This window comes from Thalassobacillus devorans MSP14, from assembly GCF_000496835.1.
GTDB lineage: Bacteria > Bacillota > Bacilli > Bacillales > Halobacillaceae > Thalassobacillus > Thalassobacillus devorans_B.
Map to the genome: position 1 here is coordinate 1,440,935 of NZ_KI543236.1, position 17,877 is coordinate 1,458,811.

At 43.8% G+C, this 17,877-nt stretch carries 14 protein-coding genes; 4 read left to right on the plus strand and 10 right to left on the minus strand.

Translation table 11 applies throughout. From position 1 onward, the window contains the following. Positions 1-15 precede the first annotated feature (15 nt). Entirely contained in the window at positions 16-2,775 is a 2,760-nt protein-coding gene (gene ppc, locus P855_RS0108250; RefSeq protein WP_028783130.1) for a phosphoenolpyruvate carboxylase, read from the plus strand. A gap of 54 nt (positions 2,776-2,829) precedes the next feature. Here the strand turns inward: ppc and P855_RS0108255 are convergent, their stop codons facing one another. Beyond that, entirely contained in the window at positions 2,830-3,162 is a 333-nt protein-coding gene (locus tag P855_RS0108255; RefSeq protein WP_152526201.1) for a CHY zinc finger protein, read from the minus strand. Positions 3,163-3,375: 213 nt separating this feature from the next. Between P855_RS0108255 and P855_RS0108265 the strand changes: the two genes are divergently transcribed. Together P855_RS0108265 and P855_RS20685 are read left to right on the plus strand one after the other, a co-directional pair. Beyond that, the gene (locus P855_RS0108265) at positions 3,376-4,794 is read left to right on the plus strand and encodes an amidase family protein (protein ID WP_051353168.1); all 1,419 of its coding nucleotides are present in this window, start codon (positions 3,376-3,378) and stop codon (positions 4,792-4,794) included. Positions 4,795-4,886: 92 nt separating this feature from the next. Then, positions 4,887-5,333, plus strand: a complete 447-nt coding sequence (locus P855_RS20685; RefSeq protein WP_051353120.1) for a GNAT family N-acetyltransferase — start codon at positions 4,887-4,889, stop codon at positions 5,331-5,333. A 109-nt stretch (positions 5,334-5,442) separates the two neighbouring features. On the opposite strand, the gene P855_RS0108275 is transcribed toward P855_RS20685, so the two are convergent. The 5 genes from P855_RS0108275 to P855_RS0108295 form a co-directional block, all read right to left on the minus strand. Further along, positions 5,443-6,693: a DNA polymerase IV gene (locus tag P855_RS0108275; protein ID WP_028783133.1), complete on the minus strand. Its 1,251-nt coding sequence runs from the start codon at positions 6,691-6,693 to the stop codon at positions 5,443-5,445. Positions 6,694-6,859: 166 nt separating this feature from the next. Continuing rightward, positions 6,860-7,987 (minus strand): M20/M25/M40 family metallo-hydrolase, encoded by a 1,128-nt coding sequence (locus tag P855_RS0108280; RefSeq protein ID WP_028783134.1) that lies wholly within the window; start codon positions 7,985-7,987, stop codon positions 6,860-6,862. 93 nt (positions 7,988-8,080) lie between these two features. Continuing rightward, a complete protein-coding gene (locus P855_RS0108285) occupies positions 8,081-9,628 on the minus strand; it encodes an acyl-CoA carboxylase subunit beta (protein WP_028783135.1) in 1,548 nt (515 codons plus the stop codon). A 7-nt stretch (positions 9,629-9,635) separates the two neighbouring features. Next, positions 9,636-10,457 (minus strand): methylmalonyl-CoA epimerase, encoded by an 822-nt coding sequence (gene mce, locus P855_RS0108290; protein WP_028783136.1) that lies wholly within the window; start codon positions 10,455-10,457, stop codon positions 9,636-9,638. 16 nt (positions 10,458-10,473) lie between these two features. Further along, entirely contained in the window at positions 10,474-12,135 is a 1,662-nt protein-coding gene (locus P855_RS0108295; RefSeq protein WP_028783137.1) for an acyl-CoA mutase large subunit family protein, read from the minus strand. Positions 12,136-12,374: 239 nt separating this feature from the next. On the opposite strand from P855_RS0108295, the gene prli42 reads away from it, so the two are divergent. Beyond that, positions 12,375-12,485 carry a stressosome-associated protein Prli42 gene (gene prli42, locus P855_RS22055; RefSeq protein ID WP_235062620.1) on the plus strand — a complete coding sequence of 37 codons (111 nt, stop codon included), beginning with the start codon at positions 12,375-12,377 and terminating at the stop codon, positions 12,483-12,485. A 93-nt stretch (positions 12,486-12,578) separates the two neighbouring features. On the opposite strand, the gene P855_RS0108305 is transcribed toward prli42, so the two are convergent. From P855_RS0108305 to pruA, 4 genes are all read right to left on the minus strand, one after another. Further along, the gene (locus P855_RS0108305; protein WP_028783138.1) at positions 12,579-13,091 is read right to left on the minus strand and encodes a L,D-transpeptidase; all 513 of its coding nucleotides are present in this window, start codon (positions 13,089-13,091) and stop codon (positions 12,579-12,581) included. 45 nt (positions 13,092-13,136) lie between these two features. Further along, entirely contained in the window at positions 13,137-14,090 is a 954-nt protein-coding gene (locus P855_RS0108310; protein WP_028783139.1) for an aromatic acid exporter family protein, read from the minus strand. Positions 14,091-14,166: 76 nt separating this feature from the next. Beyond that, positions 14,167-15,447, minus strand: a complete 1,281-nt coding sequence (locus tag P855_RS20690) for a PucR family transcriptional regulator (protein ID WP_037985728.1) — start codon at positions 15,445-15,447, stop codon at positions 14,167-14,169. Between the two features lie 871 nt (positions 15,448-16,318). Next, complete coding sequence (gene pruA, locus P855_RS0108325; protein WP_028783141.1) at positions 16,319-17,866, minus strand: L-glutamate gamma-semialdehyde dehydrogenase; 1,548 nt, start codon at positions 17,864-17,866, stop codon at positions 16,319-16,321. Between the last annotated feature and the right edge of the window lie 11 nt (positions 17,867-17,877).

Below are 17,877 nucleotides of genomic sequence, written 5' to 3' on the forward strand. Positions count from 1 at the left end.
CAGGAAGGTGAAATTATGAACACAACTAGTCAAACCAATGATCATACTGTTCCCTTACGACGCGACGTAAGTGAACTGGGGAATATGCTTGGTGACCTTTTGAAGCACCATGGTGGAGAAAAATTATTCGAGAAAGTAGAAACAATCCGCCAATACTCAAAAGAACTGAGAAGCAACCCGGGCGAAACCGCATATCAAAATTTGAAACAAGAGATTGAAAACCTCCATCCTCCGATGCGCTCCCAAGTCATCCGCGCATTCTCAATTTATTTCCATTTAGTTAACATTGCTGAGCAGAACCATCGTGTTCGCCGGCGCCGTGAGTACCAGCTACGCGAAGATCATGGGGTACAGCCATTCTCCTTAGAGAGTGCAGTCGACTCGCTACGCAAAAACGATATTTCAAGTTCTGTGATTCAGGATGTTCTCGATCAATTATCTTTAGAGCTGATCATAACCGCACATCCCACCGAAGCGACGAAACGAACCGTTTTGGAAATCCAAAAACGGATCGCTACTATTTTGCAACAGCTGGACAACCCTCAACTGACAGCACATGAAAAGGAACAATTACAAGACAGCTTAATGAATGAAGTGACGGTCCTATGGCAGACAGATGAGTTGCGTGAGCGTAAACCAACGGTCATGGATGAAGTGAGAAATGGCTTGTACTATTTTGATGAAACTTTATTTGATGTGCTGCCAGATATCCACCAGGAATTAGAAGACCGTTTGGAAGAAAATTACCCAGACCAGAAATGGGAAATACCTAACTTCCTCCGTTTCGGTTCATGGATAGGAGGAGACCGTGACGGTAACCCGAACGTAACTCCGGATATCACTTGGAACACACTTAAGAACCATAGAGAACTGGTACTGGATAAGTATGAGGAAGTTCTGGTTGAACTGATGAAACGTTTCAGCCACTCTACGAAGATCGTTACCATCACAGATGAATTGCTGGCATCTATCGAAAAAGAAGAAGCGGTGATTCCAGCTGATAAGAGATGGCGTGTCGAAAAAGAAATGTATCGAAGGAAATTCGCAATCATTTTAGAACGTCTGCGAAATGTAGGAAGAACGGATATAGGCTACGATTCCGCTGACCAACTGTTGGACGACTTATATATGATTCAAAGAAGTGTAAAAAATCATCAGCCAAATCAACGGGAACTGAAGATGCTTCGTAAGCTCGTCCGTCAGGTTCAGTTATTCGGCTTCCATCTGGCGACGCTGGATATCAGAAATCATAGCGGCGAACATGAAGCTGCAATTTCGGAAATCCTTCAAAAAGTCAATATCTGTGAAGATTATACTTCCTTAAGCGAAAAGGAAAAAATCAAAGTGCTGGAGGGTATTCTGGGTGATCCTCGACCAATTACATTGCTGGATGAAGATTATTCTGAGGAAACGCAGCAAATGCTGAAGGTTTTTAAGCTAATCCGTGAAGCTCACCGTGAATTCGGGGATCGTGCCATCGAGGTCTATCTCATCAGTATGACAGAATCAGCCAGTGACCTTCTGGAAGTGCTCGTCCTTGCCAAAGAAGCAGGCATCTACCGCCTCCATCCAGATGGCAGTGTCGAAAGTAACTTGAATGTCGCTCCTTTACTGGAAACGGTAGATGATTTGATTGCAGGTCCTGAGATTCTGAAAACCTTATTCGAGATGGATGCATACCGAAAGCATCTTGGCCAGCTCAACAACCATCAGGAAGTCATGTTAGGCTATTCCGATGGGAGCAAAGACGGTGGCACGCTGACTGCCAACTGGAAACTTTACAAAGCGCAGCAGGAGATCCATGATATGGCGAAGGAATACAATGTTGGACTCAAATTTTTCCATGGCCGCGGCGGGTCTTTAGGGCGAGGAGGCGGACCATTGAACCGCAGCATCTTATCCCAGCCTGCCGAAACATTGGGAGATGGCGTTAAAATCACGGAACAAGGAGAAGTATTGTCTTCCCGCTACCTTATCCGCGATATCGCCTACCGAAGCCTCGAACAGGCAGCTTCTACTCTTGTTGAAGGTGCAGCACAAGTTTCAATGGAGTCGGAACAAGGTCACCACCGGGAAGCAACATGGGAAAAAGCGATGGAAGAGATCTCGGAAGTATCGCTTAGAAAATATCAATCACTGGTATTTGGTGATGAAGACTTCCTTACCTATTTCAATGAAGCGACACCATTGAAAGAAATCAGTGAGTTGAATATCGGTTCCCGCCCGATGAAGCGGAAAGACAGTTCTAAATTTGAGAACTTGCGTGCGATTCCATGGGTATTCGCCTGGACACAGAACCGCCAGCTGCTTCCTGCCTGGTATGCTGCAGGTTCTGGTCTGATAAGCTATGCTGAGCAAAGTGACACCCATCTTGAAACATTACAGCAAATGTATGAAAACTGGCCGTTCTTCCGTTCAACGATCGATAACCTGCAAATGGCATTGATGAAAGCTGATATTCAGACCGCCGATCAATACAAATCGCTCGTGAATGATAAAGAACTGGGCGAAAGAATCTACAATGACATTGTGGATGAATATAATAAAACCAAAGATATACTTCTGAAAATCAGTGGGGATCAGGAACTCCTGGATAAACAAGTGACCATCCAGGATTCTGTACGTCTGCGTAATCCTTATGTCGACCCATTGAACTTCTTACAGGTTGAATTGATTAAAGAGTTACGTGAAACAGACAGCAGAGAAGATAGCCTGCTTACCGAAGTACTCCTTACCATCAGTGGTATTGCGGCAGGCCTTCGCAACACAGGTTGATCATATATGTAAAGCAGTCGGTTTTTTCACCGACTGCTTTTTTGCAGTTTATATTTACTTTTTCATGTCAAAATATAATGGATAATGGAAGCTGCATCTTTCATTAAAAGGATGCTTGCATTCCGGGCATTCAGAAACGGACATATATTCGTTGATTGTCAATTCCCGGCTGCAATTTCCGCATAGGATAGCTTGTTCCTCCCATTGGTCCCGGGGCCACTTTGTCTCTTGATGATCGGCGTTCTCTTTATGACAATAGAAGCAAGCATAATATTCCTCACAGCAATGAAACTTGATAGCGATGATATCGACTTCACTATGATAGTGACGACAACGGGTAGCAGCGTCTACTTCTATTCCCTTCACTTCTATACTTTGTTTTGTCACCCAATTCCCCCTTTTTTCATTTGGATTGCCACTCTATTTTTCATCTCCAGTTGCTTCATTCGCTTTTGTTCTTTAAAATTCCTGCAATAGCCACTATTTCCTATCTCAAGTCCAGCTGGAAGCATTATCTTCCATCTTTTGATAGACTAACCATAGGCTACATAAACGGAAGGAGATTTTAAATTGGAATCTTTCTTTAAAAGTATAAACGAAATGCAGCAAGCGATGACTAATGGCCAAATAAGCGCAAAAGATATCGTAATGACTTATCTGGATCGCATCTCCCAATATGACCAAAGCCGGATACATATCAATTCCATATTGGAAATCAATCCGGACGCCTTACATATGGCAGAAGCACTCGATATTGAAAGGAAACAGCAGGACATCAGAAGCCCTCTCCACGGCATTCCGATTATCGTCAAAGATAATATTGATACTGGTGATAAAATGCACACAAGTGCTGGTTCGGCAGCCCTGAAGGATCACTATGCCTCTATGGATGCCTTTGTTGTAAAACAGCTGCGCCAGGCTGGCGCTATCATTTTGGGAAAGGCTAATTTAACGGAGTGGGCGAACTTTATGACAGAGGGGATGCCAAATGGTTATAGCTCCCGCGGTGGTCAAGTCCTCAATCCATATGGTCCAGGCCAACTCGATGTCGGTGGATCCAGTTCAGGTTCAGCAGCTGCTGTTGCTTCGCAATTCGCCGCTGGAGGGATTGGAACAGAAACAAGCGGATCGATTCTCAGCCCAGCCAGCAGCAATGCTGTAGTGGGTGTAAAACCTACTGTCGGATTGATTAGTCGAGCAGGCATCATTCCGATTGCACACAGCCAGGACACCGCCGGCCCAATTACAAGGACTGTTTATGATGCCGCATTGTTACTGGAAATTCTTACCGGGATGGACGTTAACGACCCGGCAACTAAAATGACACCGGGTAAGTCCTCTCGTAATTACACTTCATCCCTCCATTCCAATGCGCTGGAAGCTGCACGAATAGGAATTGATCGCAGCTATCTGGAAGGCTTAGATGCTGAAGAAAATAAGGTTATAGACAATGCCATGCAAGATATCCTTAAGCAAGGCGGAGAAATAATAGAAGTGCATATCCGTGAAAAAGCCAGAGACTCCAGTGTTCTTTTCCATGAGTTTAAAAATGGTCTCAATGCCTATTTAGCTGACTGCTCTCCCCATCTGCCAGTGCACTCCCTGCAAGAATTAATCGAGTTCAACCACACTCATGCTGACATTATGCTTAAGTATGGACAAACTCTGCTGATGGCTTCTGAAGAAAAAAGCGGGCATTTAACAGAAGAGGAATACATTCGTGATCGTTTGGATGATATCAAATACTCCCAGGCAGAGGGTATCGACCGAGTAGTAAACGAACATAAGTTAGATGCACTTCTGTTTGCCAATAACCTCGGTGCAGGTATCGCCGCGATGGCAGGTTATCCTTCTATAACCGTTCCGGCAGGCTTTACGGAATCTAAAGGGCAGCCGGTTGGTTTGACACTGACCAGTACGGCTTTTCAAGAATCGAAGCTCCTGGCACTTGCATATGCTTATGAGCAATCCAGAAGTAGTACGATACACCCGCCACGGTTATCTGCATTCGTGGAATAAAAGAAGAAACTTCTAAATTTACAATTCCCACCTTGGTGCAGGAAAATAACTCTAACTTGGTTGCAAAAAATAGAGGATAAGGAGGAAGATGGGTGATAACCGTAAAAGAAATTACAGCTGAAGATACGTATAAACTGCGGCAAAAAGAGCAAAGGAACAGCCAAAACATAGAAGACCTTCCATATCAAGGAGATCAGCATGAGACCACTTTTCATTTAGGCGCATTTGAAAATGGGAAACTGGCAGGGGTTGCATCTTTTTACATGGAGACAACAGATGCCATCCCCTCCCATAAACAAATCCGCATCAAAGGGCTCGCAGTAGAGGATCCAGACCAGGAACTGCGAATAGGTACAACACTATTACACAAAGCGAACCGCATCCTATATCACGGCAATGTCGAATTCCTTTGGTGTATGGCACCAGCGAAAGCACAAGCTTACTACGAAAGAATGGGATTTTCCTCAGCTGGGGAGTCATGTGCAAATGACCTGAACGGAACCCTGTTCGTGTTGTATAAAGCTATTGAGAAACCTTAAGCGAATTCTATACATCGTTCAGGATTACGCCAAGTATATCTGTTTTGTTGTTCCCATCGTCTGCTCCCACCATTCCGGCTGCCGGGATAAATATTCTGTACAATTAATATTATTTCTTATAATCATCTAAAAAGTCTTTTTGAAAACTGGTGCTGACTTTGTGAGACCCATTCACCGTGCTGGATAAATCCTGGAACGGGTTCTTGCCATAGCGTTCGGTCAGATCATCAATCGTTTTATACAGTTTTTCTTTTTCTGCATATTGTTGATAATTGAATATATCCAACTGCTGGGTCACTTCTTTCTGTTCTGCCAAATCTCCAGCAGTTATACCGAGCAGCCTGACAGGTTCCTGGTTCCAATGCTCATCAAACAACCTCGAGGCAATGTGAAAGATATCATCCGAAGTATGGATATAATCATTTAACTGTCTGCTTCTTGTGACATTCTTCCAATCATGATAGCGAATCATTAACTGTACGTTTCTCGCCAGTACTTTCTTGCCACTCATACGGGCAGCTACTTTATTTGCAAGTCTTCTCAGCACCTGGTGGATCTCCATATCATCGGTCGTATCTTGTGCCAGCGTAGTCGATGTCCCGATACTTTTGAATTCATGAACAGCATCCGGGTCAACAGGCCGGTTATCTTGTCCGTTGGCCCGATTTTTCAATCGTTCTCCATTTACACCCAGCAGTTGTTTGAGTTTAAAGACATCATAATTAGCCAGGTCACCTATCGTTTCTATCTTATAGCTTCGAAGCTTTTCTGCAGTTTTTTCCCCTACGCCATACATGTCTTCGATTGGTAACGGCCATAATTTTTTAGGCAGATCACGCTTTCTAAGCACAGTGATGCCCATTGGCTTTTTCATGTCAGAAGCCATTTTGGCAAGGAACTTATTCGGTGCGATTCCGATGCTGCATGGCAGGTCAAGCTCTTCAGCAATTCTTTGCTGTATCCGGTCAGCTATTTCAAGCGGGGATCCAAGATGCTCACAGGCGGTGATGTCCATATAGCCTTCGTCAATCGATACGGGCTGTATCATTTCCGTTACCTCCGCCAGGATTTTAAACATTTCTTTTGAGGCCGTACGATACCTATCGAAATTTGGGCGCATGACAATCAAGTCAGGACAATGCCGTTTTGCTTCCCATAAAGGCATTGTCGTCTTCACCCCGTGTTTCCTTGCTTCATAACTGCTTGTGACGACAATCCCCTTCCGTTCTTCAGGATTCCCGGCAATCGCTAACGGTTTCCCTTTTAAACTTGGATCGAATGCCATCTCAACAGAGGCATAGAAGCTATTCATATCTACATGAAAAATGACCCTGCCATTTTTCGGGTACCATTTTGACATGGCAATCCTTCCTTTACGAACTTTTGTTCTTCAATTATATCATGAGAAAGCAAATAACTTCGACTCCGGGATGTACCCCGGGTCCTCCAAAATCTGGAGGACCCGGGGTGAGTCATTTAACAAAAAAAATCGATCATGCTTATTAACCATGATCGATTCATTGGATTTATGCTTTTGCCGCTTCCTGAATGATTGCAGTCACAAACTCTGCCACTTTCTCGAGCTCAGCGACCGGCATGCGTTCATTCGTCGTATGGATTTCTTCGTATCCTACTGCCAGGTTAACTGTCGGGATGCCATGACCTGCGATGATATTCGCATCACTGCCGCCACCGCTCTGAAGCAATTCACTGTCGCGCCCGATATGACTAGCAGCACTGCGAGCTACTTCCACTACCTTGTCGCCTGCCTGATGTTTAAAGCCGGGATACATAACGGTCACTTCAACGTCTACATCACCGCCCATTTCTTTAGCTGTGTCATGGAAAGCCTGTTTCATCTTTTCTACTTGAGCTTCCATTTTTTCAGGAACAAGGGAACGGGCTTCTGCTAATATTTCCACATGGTCGCATACAATGTTCGTCTGCTTTCCACCTTCAAAACGTCCGATATTAGCAGTCGTTTCATCATCGATTCGTCCAAGTGGCATCTTTGCGATCGCCTTAGCAGCCAGTGTAATCGCAGATACGCCTTTTTCTGGCGCCACGCCTGCATGAGCTGTCTTCCCTTTTACGATGGCATTCACTTTTGCCTGTGTCGGGGCGGCAACAATGATATTGCCGACCTTACCGTCGCTGTCAATCGCATATCCATACTTTGCTTTCAACAAGGAAGTATCAAGTGCTTTGGCACCGACAAGCCCGCTTTCTTCCCCTACGGTAATGACAAACTGAATGTCCCCATGTTCGATATTGTTTTCTTTCAACACACGGATAGCTTCAAGCATGGCCGCCAGTCCAGCTTTATCATCTGCCCCGAGAATTGTGGTACCGTCTGTTACGATGTATCCATCTTTTACAGATGGAGTGACACTATTACCTGGAACTACAGTATCCATATGGGAAGTAAAATAAATCGTATCCACGCCATCCTTGGTCCCTTTAAGGTTACAAATCAGGTTGTTGGCATCATGGTCTGTCTGATTACGCGCATCATCCTCAAGTACTTCCAAACCAAGATCCGTAAATTTCTTTTTCAGTACTTTAGCGATTTTTGCTTCGTCTTTTGTCTCGGAATCGACCTGGACCAATTCCAGAAACTCTTCAAGAAGACGTTCTTTGTTTACAGTTGCCATTCGTATGTCCTCCTTTATGTACGCTCCAATTAGTACGTTAGCGGAACAGCCTGAAACTGTCAACGGAAGCAGTTTACAGGCTGCCAGCAGCTTTTATAGAGGAATGTTGCCGTGTTTCTTTTTCGGCCGTTCTTCCTTTTTGTTCTTGAGCATATCCAATGCCTGGATTAAGGTTTTCCTGGTTTCACGAGGATCGATCACATCATCGACCATTCCGAGCGATGCAGCGACATAAGGGTTAGCGAAACGCTCCCGGTATTCGCTGATCTTCATTTTTCTCGTTTCTTCCGGATTTTCACTTTCCTTGATTTCTTTCGCAAAAATGATATTCGCTGCACCTTCAGGCCCCATAACCGCGATTTCCGCGTTCGGCCATGCATATACCAGGTCAGCACCGATCGACTTACTGTTTAAAGCGACATAAGCACCACCATAAGCTTTGCGGGTTATGACCGTAAGTTTAGGCACGGTAGCTTCTGAATAAGCGTATAAAATCTTCGCTCCATGGCGAATAATACCGCCATGCTCCTGTTTGATCCCCGGGAAGAATCCAGTGACATCTTCAAAAGTTATGATTGGTATATTGAATGAATCACAGAATCGGATGAACCGTGCCGCTTTGTCGCTGGAATCGATATCGAGTCCGCCAGCCATATACTTCGGCTGATTACAGACCAGACCTATGGTTTGTCCTTTCAACCGTGCGAACCCAACTACAATGTTTTTAGCAAAATCTTTATGGATTTCAAAGAAAGAACCAGAGTCGACCACCTCATCGATAACAACACGGACATCATAGGGACGAATCGGATCGAATGGTATTTTATCGGTAATATCCGGACAGTAATCGTCCTTTTCTTCCAGTTCCATTACCGGGGGCTTTTGTTCATTATTGGAAGGAAGGTAGCTGACCAGCTGACGTACAGCATCGAGCGCTGTTTCTTCGTCCTGTGTCTTTAAATGAGCATTACCACTTTTTGAGTTATGGACATACGCCCCTCCAAGATCTTCAGAAGATATTTGCTCTCCGGTAACGGTATCGATCACCTTTGGTCCGGTAATGAACATTTGAGACGTTTCTTCCACCATGATGACAAAGTCAGTAATAGCTGGAGAATAGACAGCGCCACCAGCACATGGACCCATAATGACAGAAATCTGTGGTATGACACCAGAGTAAATGGAGTTTCTATAAAAAACATGGCCATAGCCATCAAGGGATGAAACCCCTTCCTGGATACGGGCACCGCCGGAGTCGTTCAAACCTATGAAAGGCGTACCATTTTTCACTGCCAGATCCATGACTGCTGCAATCTTTTTAGCGTGCATTTCACCAAGTGCTCCCCCAAAGACAGTGAAATCCTGCGCAAACAGATAAACATCCCTTCCATCAATCTTACCGAACCCTGTTACTACACCTTCCCCCGGGGCAGGCTGACCATTCATCCCAAAGCTGTCACCACGATGTTCCATAAATGGGTTCAATTCGATGAAAGTGCCTTCATCCAGCATATAATCGATGCGCTCTCGTGCTGTCATCTTTCCTTTGGCATGCTGTTTTTCTATCCGCTCATCTCCGCCACCAAGTTCTGTCTGTCTGCGTTTATCATAAAGCTCACTGATTTTATCATAAATATCCATCGAAGCTTCACTCCTTTTCTCTGTACTGACATAATTCATATAAAACGCCGTGTCCGGCTTTCGGGTGAAGGAATGCAATTTGGCTATCATGTGCCCCTGCTTTTGGCGTATCATGAATCAATGCTACACCGCTCTCTTTATATTGTTTTAAGCGTTCGGAAATATCATCGACTTCCAATGCCAGATGATGGATTCCTTCCCCTCGTTTTTCAATATGCTGATGAATAGGGGATTCCTCATTCAGCGGTTCAAGCAGCTCAAGTCTAGTTTCCCCGATCTTGAGAAAAGCCACCCTCACCTGTTCTGAAGTTACCTCCTCCACATTTTCAAGCTTCAACCCGAGCACATCCTGATAAAACGGAAGCGCCGCTTCTAATTGCTTGACTGCAATTCCTATGTGGGCGATTTTCTTTGGTGCAGCAACCAGGCTTTCTTCCGGATCGACCATTTTTTCAATATATTTAGCGATTTCTTCTGTCGGCGTACCACTAGTGAATATCTTAGCCACTCCCTGTCCTTCCAGATAAGGGATATCCTCAGCAGGAATAACTCCGCCTCCAATGACAGGAATATCTTCCGCACCTTTATCCTTCAATGCTTGTACAACCTTTGGAAACAAAGATTTATGTGCCCCTGACAGGGAAGATAATCCTACGACATCGACATCTTCCTGAATGGCGGCCTGGGCAATCTGCACTGGCGATTGTCTTAATCCAGTATAAATCACTTCCATCCCATGGTCTCTCAATGCCTGGGCAATGATCAATGCACCACGATCGTGTCCATCTAAACCTGGCTTAGCTATTAATGCACGTATTTGTTTTTTCAAGACAGTACTCCCCCTTCTACATCCCCGTATACTCACCGAATTCTTCCCTTAGTACATTAGCAATTTCACCGACGGTTGCGTAAGCTTTGACAGCTTCAAGAATGTACGGCATTAAATTTTCATTCTCATGCCTGGCTGCTTCTTTCAAATTATTAAGGCAATCATCGACCAGCTGCTGGTCCCTTGTTTCTCTGATATTCTTTGTCTGTTCGATTTGATGTGCTTCCAAAGCTTCATCTACCCGTAGCAAATCAGGATTAATTTCTTCTTCGATGCGGAATTCGTTCATTCCTACGATGATATCTTCGCCTGATTCGATCTTTTTTTGAGCATCATATGCAGACTGATGTATTTCCCGTTGCATATATCCATCTTCCACCGCTTGGACTGCTCCTCCTAATTTATCGATTCGCTCGAGGTAGTCATTGACTTCTTCCTCGATCTTATCGGTCAATGACTCCACATAATAGGAGCCTCCAAGAGGGTCAATCGTATCAGCGACACCGCTTTCATTAGCAATGATCTGCTGGGTTCTTAGCGCTATACGAGCAGAATCTTCTGTTGGAAGAGCTAAAGCTTCATCACGAGAATTAGTATGAAGGCTCTGCGTCCCTCCCATGACAGCTGCAAGCGCTTGCAGAGTAACACGTACAATATTGTTATCCGGCTGCTGCGCAGTAAGTGTCGATCCACCAGTCTGGGTATGGAAGCGCAGTTTCCAGCTTTTTGGATTTTCTGCTTGATAATGCTCTTTCATGATTTTCGCCCAGATACGGCGTGCTGCTCTGAATTTCGCCACTTCTTCGAAGAATTGATTATGTGCATTGAAAAAGAAAGCGAGCCTTGGCGCAAACTGATCGACTTCAAGTCCCGACTCGATGGCGGCATCAACATATGCCATGCCATTGGCAATCGTAAACGCGACTTCCTGGACTGCTGTGGAACCAGCTTCCCTAATATGATAGCCAGAGATACTGATGGTATTGAATTTCGGCACATGCGTCTGGCAGTATCCGAAAATATTCGTAATTAAACGCATGGATGGTTTTGGCGGGTAAATATATGTCCCTCTTGCGATATATTCTTTGAGAATATCGTTCTGAATCGTCCCTGTAAGCTTCTCCATCGGTACGCCTTGCTTTTCTCCCACAGCTATGTACATACAAAGCAAAATAGAGGCAGGTGCATTGATGGTCATAGATGTACTGACTTTATCGAGTGGAATCTGATCAAACAGCTGTTCCATGTCCTTCAATGTGTCGATGGCTACACCAACTTTTCCGACTTCCCCTTCCGCCATTGGATCATCGGAATCATACCCAATCTGAGTTGGAAGATCGAATGCGACGGATAACCCCGTCTGTCCTTGCTCTAATAAATAACGGAATCTTTTATTGGTTTCTTCAGCAGATCCAAACCCTGCATACTGCCGCATAGTCCAGTACCTGCTTCGATACATGGTCGGCTGGATACCGCGAGTATAGGGATATTGGCCAGGGAAACCTAATTTATCTTCATAAGTTTCGCCAGGATTCTCCTCCGGTGTATACAGTCGGTCTATAGGTATCTCTGAACTTGTTATAAATTCCTCTTTGCGTTCCGGAAACCGCTTCGTGGTTTTCTCCACATCTGTTTTCCATTGCTGTTCTTGCTCATGATATTTTGATTGTTCACTCATTTAATAACCTCCTTCTCCCTAACTACTATCTTCCTTACTAGCTTATCAGACAATTAAACAATTTTTCAGCAAAAAACCAAAAAGTACAACATAATTTTTCAAATTTTTGCAAGCATTCATAATTCTATTTTGAAATACTTTCCCGCTCTTGTCCAATTTATCATTTACATGTAAAATACAGTTAACGCATGTCCAAATTCTTCAGGACATCCTCAGGACGGATAAAGGAGGTAACAACCTTGGCCCGAAAGCAGTCAAAGCGTGAACGACGCATGAAAATCATTATTTACATCATGATTCTATCTATGGTACTTTCATCTCTATTAGCCGGAGCAGGCATGTTTCTATAAGAAAGGTCTAAAGCAATAGCAATTGCCAGACCCTATAACGAAAATGCTAATACAAAAGCGGAGCTGTGCCGAAACGAGGCAGCTCCGCTTTTCTTATTGCAATCGATTTTTAATATTCTTTTTCACATGATTTTCATATACACTTAAAAAATCTCCATTATCTTCCACAATCAGTATTTTGGTCCCGATCGGAACCCGTTCATACAGCTCTTCTACTTGATTATTATAGGAACGGATACATCCCTGTGAAACATTTTTCCCTATCGAGGAAGGCTGATTGGTACCATGAATACCATAGATACGGCCATCTGTTCCTTTTGCATCAAAACCGATCCACCTGGACCCTAATGGATTTTCAGGGTCTCCTCCGGGTATATTCTTTTTACGGTAATAAGGATCTTTCGCTTTTACAGTGATGGTAAATAAACCGGTTGGTGTAAGTTCCTCCGTTGCTCCGGTGGCCACTGTATAAACTTCTTCGAGCTTTCCCTTCTCAAAAAACGCCAGCTGATTAGTCGCTTTGTTGACAATCACGAACGGTTCAGCTATTTCCGGACTATAGGGAGGAGTAACAGAGAGGATAAGAAACAACAGAAAGATCTTCATATTGATTGCTCCTTTTTGGTTAGCTTCCCCTCTTCGCTAAACCTTCTATACATCACTTTTTTTAAAGGAACGTTTAATGATTAAATATTGCTCAATTTCATTCAGTAAATTGAATAAGCTTGCTCTCACTTCAAATTCTTCCCGTGATTCCGGTAGGGAATCTTCCCGGAATTCCTTCCTCAATGACTGGATTTGCTGTAAGTAAATGACAGCAGTATTTCCAGGATGCACGGCCTCTGCAAGCTCCTCGAAGAATTCTGCGATTGTAATAGAATGTTTATAAGGACCGGAAATACGGCTGACCAGCGGCAGCATTCTTTCAAGCAGCTCAAATTGTTTAAGGCGCATATTAAAGTAATGATAATGTTGATTATGCGAGCGGAGCAAGTGGTTCTCTACATCACGGAACGCCATCGTTTTGGACTCTTCCAGAAGCTCAGCCGTCTCTGTCAATTCCCTGCCTGACCAGTCATTATCGCCTTCACGCAAATAAGTGGCGAGCTCTCTTAAAATCACAGTGAAGTTGTGTTCAATTTTTTCCTGGTACTCGTATAATTTTTTATCCATACTTGGCATATAAAGGTTCAATATCAAAGCCGTACCAATCCCTACTATAATTAATAGCAATTCATTGGTAATAACACCGATATCAATCCCCTTTGAGCCATATAAGTGAAGAATAATTACGGAACTCGTAACAATCCCTGGAGAAATCTTCAGCTTTACTGTAGTCGGAATGAATAAAAATAGCATGAGTCCAATTGAAATAGGGTTATACCCGAGCGTTTCGAAAAATAGATAGGAAAAAAACATGGCCACTATACATGCCGCAAAACGGTGCCAGGCAGACAAAATCGATCGCTTTCTGGTCACTTGGATACATAAAATAGTCAGAATACCAGCAGATGCAAAATTATCCAGGCTCATCAGCTGGGCAATCCATATAGCGATGGGTGTGCCTATTGCTGTCTTTATCGTGCGATATCCGATTTTCACGATAGGTGACTCCTCTTCCTTGGTGTACTGAAACAGTAATGTATCATATCATGTCCACGCTTATCTGAAAACATCATATTCAAAGACCCGCACCTTTTTCTGCCGCTTCTTTATAACGTTCGTGGTAGGCAGGTACATTATTGAGCAGTAATAACTCTGTATATAGATAGCTCTTCATATTAAAGTCATTAAAATCGATATTCGTAAGGTCCAGGATTTGTTTAATCCGGTAATTCAGTGTATTAGGGTGAATATACAAATCAGATGCAGTCTGCTTACCTTTCCCATTATTGGCAAGATAAACTTCAAGCGTTCCAAGTAAATCCGTCTGCTTTTCCATATCTTTTTTGATCAGCCTAAGCAAATCCTCGCTGAAATAATCTTCTGAACTGTTTTTTTCATATAAGGTTGCCAGGTAGCGGTAGACACCTAATTTAGAAAATTCCCGTGGCATCGATTCCGGCCGTGGGGTAAGGAAATTTGCTGTTTCAATAACTTCAAGCGCTTCGAGGAAACTTTTTCTCATATGAATCAAAGAGGTATACTCTTTCCCCACACCAATGAGAAAACGATAAAAAGCATCTGTACCAGCAATATGTTTTACTTCTTCAATAAATTTCCGCGCCAAATTACGGGAAGAAAATTCTTGTTCAGCTTCCCCGTGAACAATAAGCACTATTTGAAAGTCGGATTTTAAAAGCTGTATTTTCCGTCTTAGATAAAAACTCTCGAGGCCTTTTTCCAAATAGTCTAATCGGAATTTATCTTGCGGATCAGAGATCGAAAATGCCATTACGGAAAATCTTTGTGGCAACGTCAACTTAGCCAGGGCTGCTTCATGACGAAATTGATTTTCACTTCCGTATTCATGCTGAAGCACCTTCCATAATAATTCCTCCCGGCGCCCTTCTTTCGCATTCGCTTTGGCATAAGTGTCATAAACCAACTTGCCAAGATGCGGGGTGATTTCTTGTAAAAATTTCAATTCTTCTTCATTAAGAAGCGTATCAGACTCCTGTACCCACACGTAGCCCATTGTTTGGCCGAGATGTTTAGCTGAAATAACAATCCTTTGGTAAAAACCCAGTTCCTCCATCGGCTGTACCCGGATAGGTGTCGGCTGCTTCTGTAGACGTTGGACGATACCCTCTTTCTTTAAACGATCGATGATAAAAATCGGGCATTTTTTTGAAAGGATCGTCTTCTGTTGGGTCTGATCAAACTGATCGACAGATGCGCTATAGGAAACAAGTTCAAAGTTTTTATTCTCAATGATTACCGGTTTCACCAATTTGGAACTGATCAATTCGGTAACCTTATGAATATCTTCTGTTTCAAAAATGAGTTCTTTTATATTCAAGGTATCTTCAAACCTTCCCCGTGCTATTCGTATAGTGTAAGTTATTGCCTATTATAGCGACTTTATCGGGAAATCGAAAGAAGAACCCTTTATGCTGCTGGAGAATGAAGTGCCAATCATAGGCTATTCAATTATATGGCCGAATTGTGGAAGACTCAGTTTCAAAGTAATTTGGGTTCGTTACCGAGACAGGGGAAAGGGTAGCTGGGAAACGATTCGCTTTCCAGCTTCATCGCCTAGACACTCGCGACATAAGCAGCCCATCAACGGGAAGAAAGAACACTTCCCTTTTGCTGTTCTGCTTATGCGTGTCGTGTCTCCCAAGGCGATTACGCATTCATTTCTTTCCTGTGGGGGAGGCTGGCAAGCCTCCTCGGCCGTTTCACGACCTGTGGGGTCTCGCCTAGCCCCTTCTCCCACGGGAGTCTCACCGTTTCCCCGCCACCTTATCCATATTTTGACGAACGAACCCTACGTTGTGAGAAGATATCTTCCACATTTTCTGCATGAAAAGCTCAATGATTCAGGACATAAGCTCTTTTCAGCTGTTAAGATGGTGGTTCCGCATATCGATGTTTCCGTTAGTCTTACAAACGCAAGGAGGGCCGGGAAATTGCGAGACTCCAATGGGAGGATAGGACATGGTGAGATCCCGCAAGGCAGAGCCTGAGGAAGCTCACCGTCCGCCCATGGAAAGCGAGTGATTTCCCGGCCCTCCAAACCGTTACTACCGTAACGGAAACAATGTATCTTGAAACTGAGTCTTCAGCAATTGGGAGCTTATCCGGAAAATCAGCAACATGGAGATTTAACAGGTGCAAACAGAAAAAGCAGCACTCCTCCTGCGAAGTGCTGCTTTACTTTATTGTTGTTAGTATTTCTCGGAAATAGTCTTTGGGTTCATATGAAGAGCCAGATAATCCGGACCACCTGCTTTGGAATCTGTACCGGACATATTGAAGCCTCCAAATGGCTGGTAACCTACAATTGCACCCGTACAGTTACGGTTGAAGTATAGGTTTCCGACATGGAAATCTACAGCAGCCTGGTCGAGATGAACGCGATTATTAGAAATCACTGCGCCTGTCAATCCGTATTCTGTGTTATTCGCAATTTCAATCGCTTCGTCAAAGTCTTTTGCTTTTGTGAAGCAGACAACCGGACCGAAGATTTCCTCCTGCTGCATACGGGAGTTCGGATCAAGATCAGCAAAAACAGTAGGATCGATGAAATATCCTTTTGAATCATCTCCTTTACCGCCAGTAACCAAACGCCCTTCCTCTTTACCTATTTCGATATAGCTCATAATTTTATCATAAGCTCCTTGGTCGACTACCGGTCCCATATAAACATTTTCTTCGGAAGCATTACCGACAGTAAGTTCTTCTGTACGCTTTTTCACTCGTTCAACAACTTCATCATACACATCTTCGTGCACGACAGCACGGGAACCGGAAGAACATTTCTGACCGGAAAAACCGAATGCTGATACGATGATGGCTTCTACTGCTGTGTCGAGATTTGCTTCGTTATCTACGACCACTGTATCCTTTCCGCCCATTTCTGCAATCACTTGTTTCAGATGTTGCTGGCCAGGCTGGATTTCAGCTGCCCGCTTGAAGATACGCGTACCGACTTCACGTGAACCTGTAAAAGAAATCAATGCAGTTTTTGGATGATCGACAAGATAGTCACCGACTTCTCCGCCACTTCCTGGAACAAAGTTCAAAACCCCTTTTGGCAGACCTGCTTCTTCCAGGACCTCAACGAATTTAGCCGCAATGACAGGACTATTGCTGGCAGGTTTAAGGACAACTGTATTACCTGTAACAATCGGTGCAATCGTCGTACCTGCCATGATGGCGAACGCTAAATTCCATGGAGGAATGACTACAGAAACACCTGTAGGAGTGTAAACATAACGATTGTGCTCTCCATCACGACTATTGACTGGCTTTCCATCTTTCAACTCCAGCATCTGTCGACCATAATATTCCATGAAATCGATAGCTTCTGCTGTATCGGCGTCTGCTTCTTTCCAAGGCTTACCTACTTCATATACAAGATATGCGGAAAATTCGTGTTTACGTCGGCGAACAATATTAGCAGCACGGAAAAGAATTTCTGCACGGGAAGCTGCATCCCATTTCTTCCAGCTTTTGAAAGCTTCTGCAGCTGATTGAATCGCTTTTTCGGCAATATCCTGATTCGCTTTGGAAACATTTCCGACTACCTGTTTTGTATCTGCAGGGTTTGTAGATACGATTTTTTCCTCCGTCTGAAGGCGTTCCCCATTGAGGACAAGGTCATAATCTTTTCCCAGCTCTTCCTTAACTTGCTTTAACGCAGCTTCAAATGCCTGCTTATTCTCTTCTACCGTGAAATCTGTGAATGGTTCATGACGATATGCTGTTACCATTTATAAAACCC

Coding starts and splice junctions, on each gene's coding strand:
- ppc (WP_028783130.1), top strand. CDS start 16: ATGAACACAACTAGTCAAACCAATGATCATACTGTTCCCTTACGACGC.
- P855_RS0108265 (WP_051353168.1), top strand. CDS start 3,376: ATGCAGCAAGCGATGACTAATGGCCAAATAAGCGCAAAAGATATCGTA.
- P855_RS0108275 (WP_028783133.1), bottom strand. CDS start 6,693: ATGTCAAAATGGTACCCGAAAAATGGCAGGGTCATTTTTCATGTAGAT.
- P855_RS0108280 (WP_028783134.1), bottom strand. CDS start 7,987: ATGGCAACTGTAAACAAAGAACGTCTTCTTGAAGAGTTTCTGGAATTG.
- P855_RS0108285 (WP_028783135.1), bottom strand. CDS start 9,628: ATGGATATTTATGATAAAATCAGTGAGCTTTATGATAAACGCAGACAG.
- P855_RS0108295 (WP_028783137.1), bottom strand. CDS start 12,135: ATGAGTGAACAATCAAAATATCATGAGCAAGAACAGCAATGGAAAACA.
- P855_RS0108305 (WP_028783138.1), bottom strand. CDS start 13,091: ATGAAGATCTTTCTGTTGTTTCTTATCCTCTCTGTTACTCCTCCCTAT.
- pruA (WP_028783141.1), bottom strand. CDS start 17,866: ATGGTAACAGCATATCGTCATGAACCATTCACAGATTTCACGGTAGAA.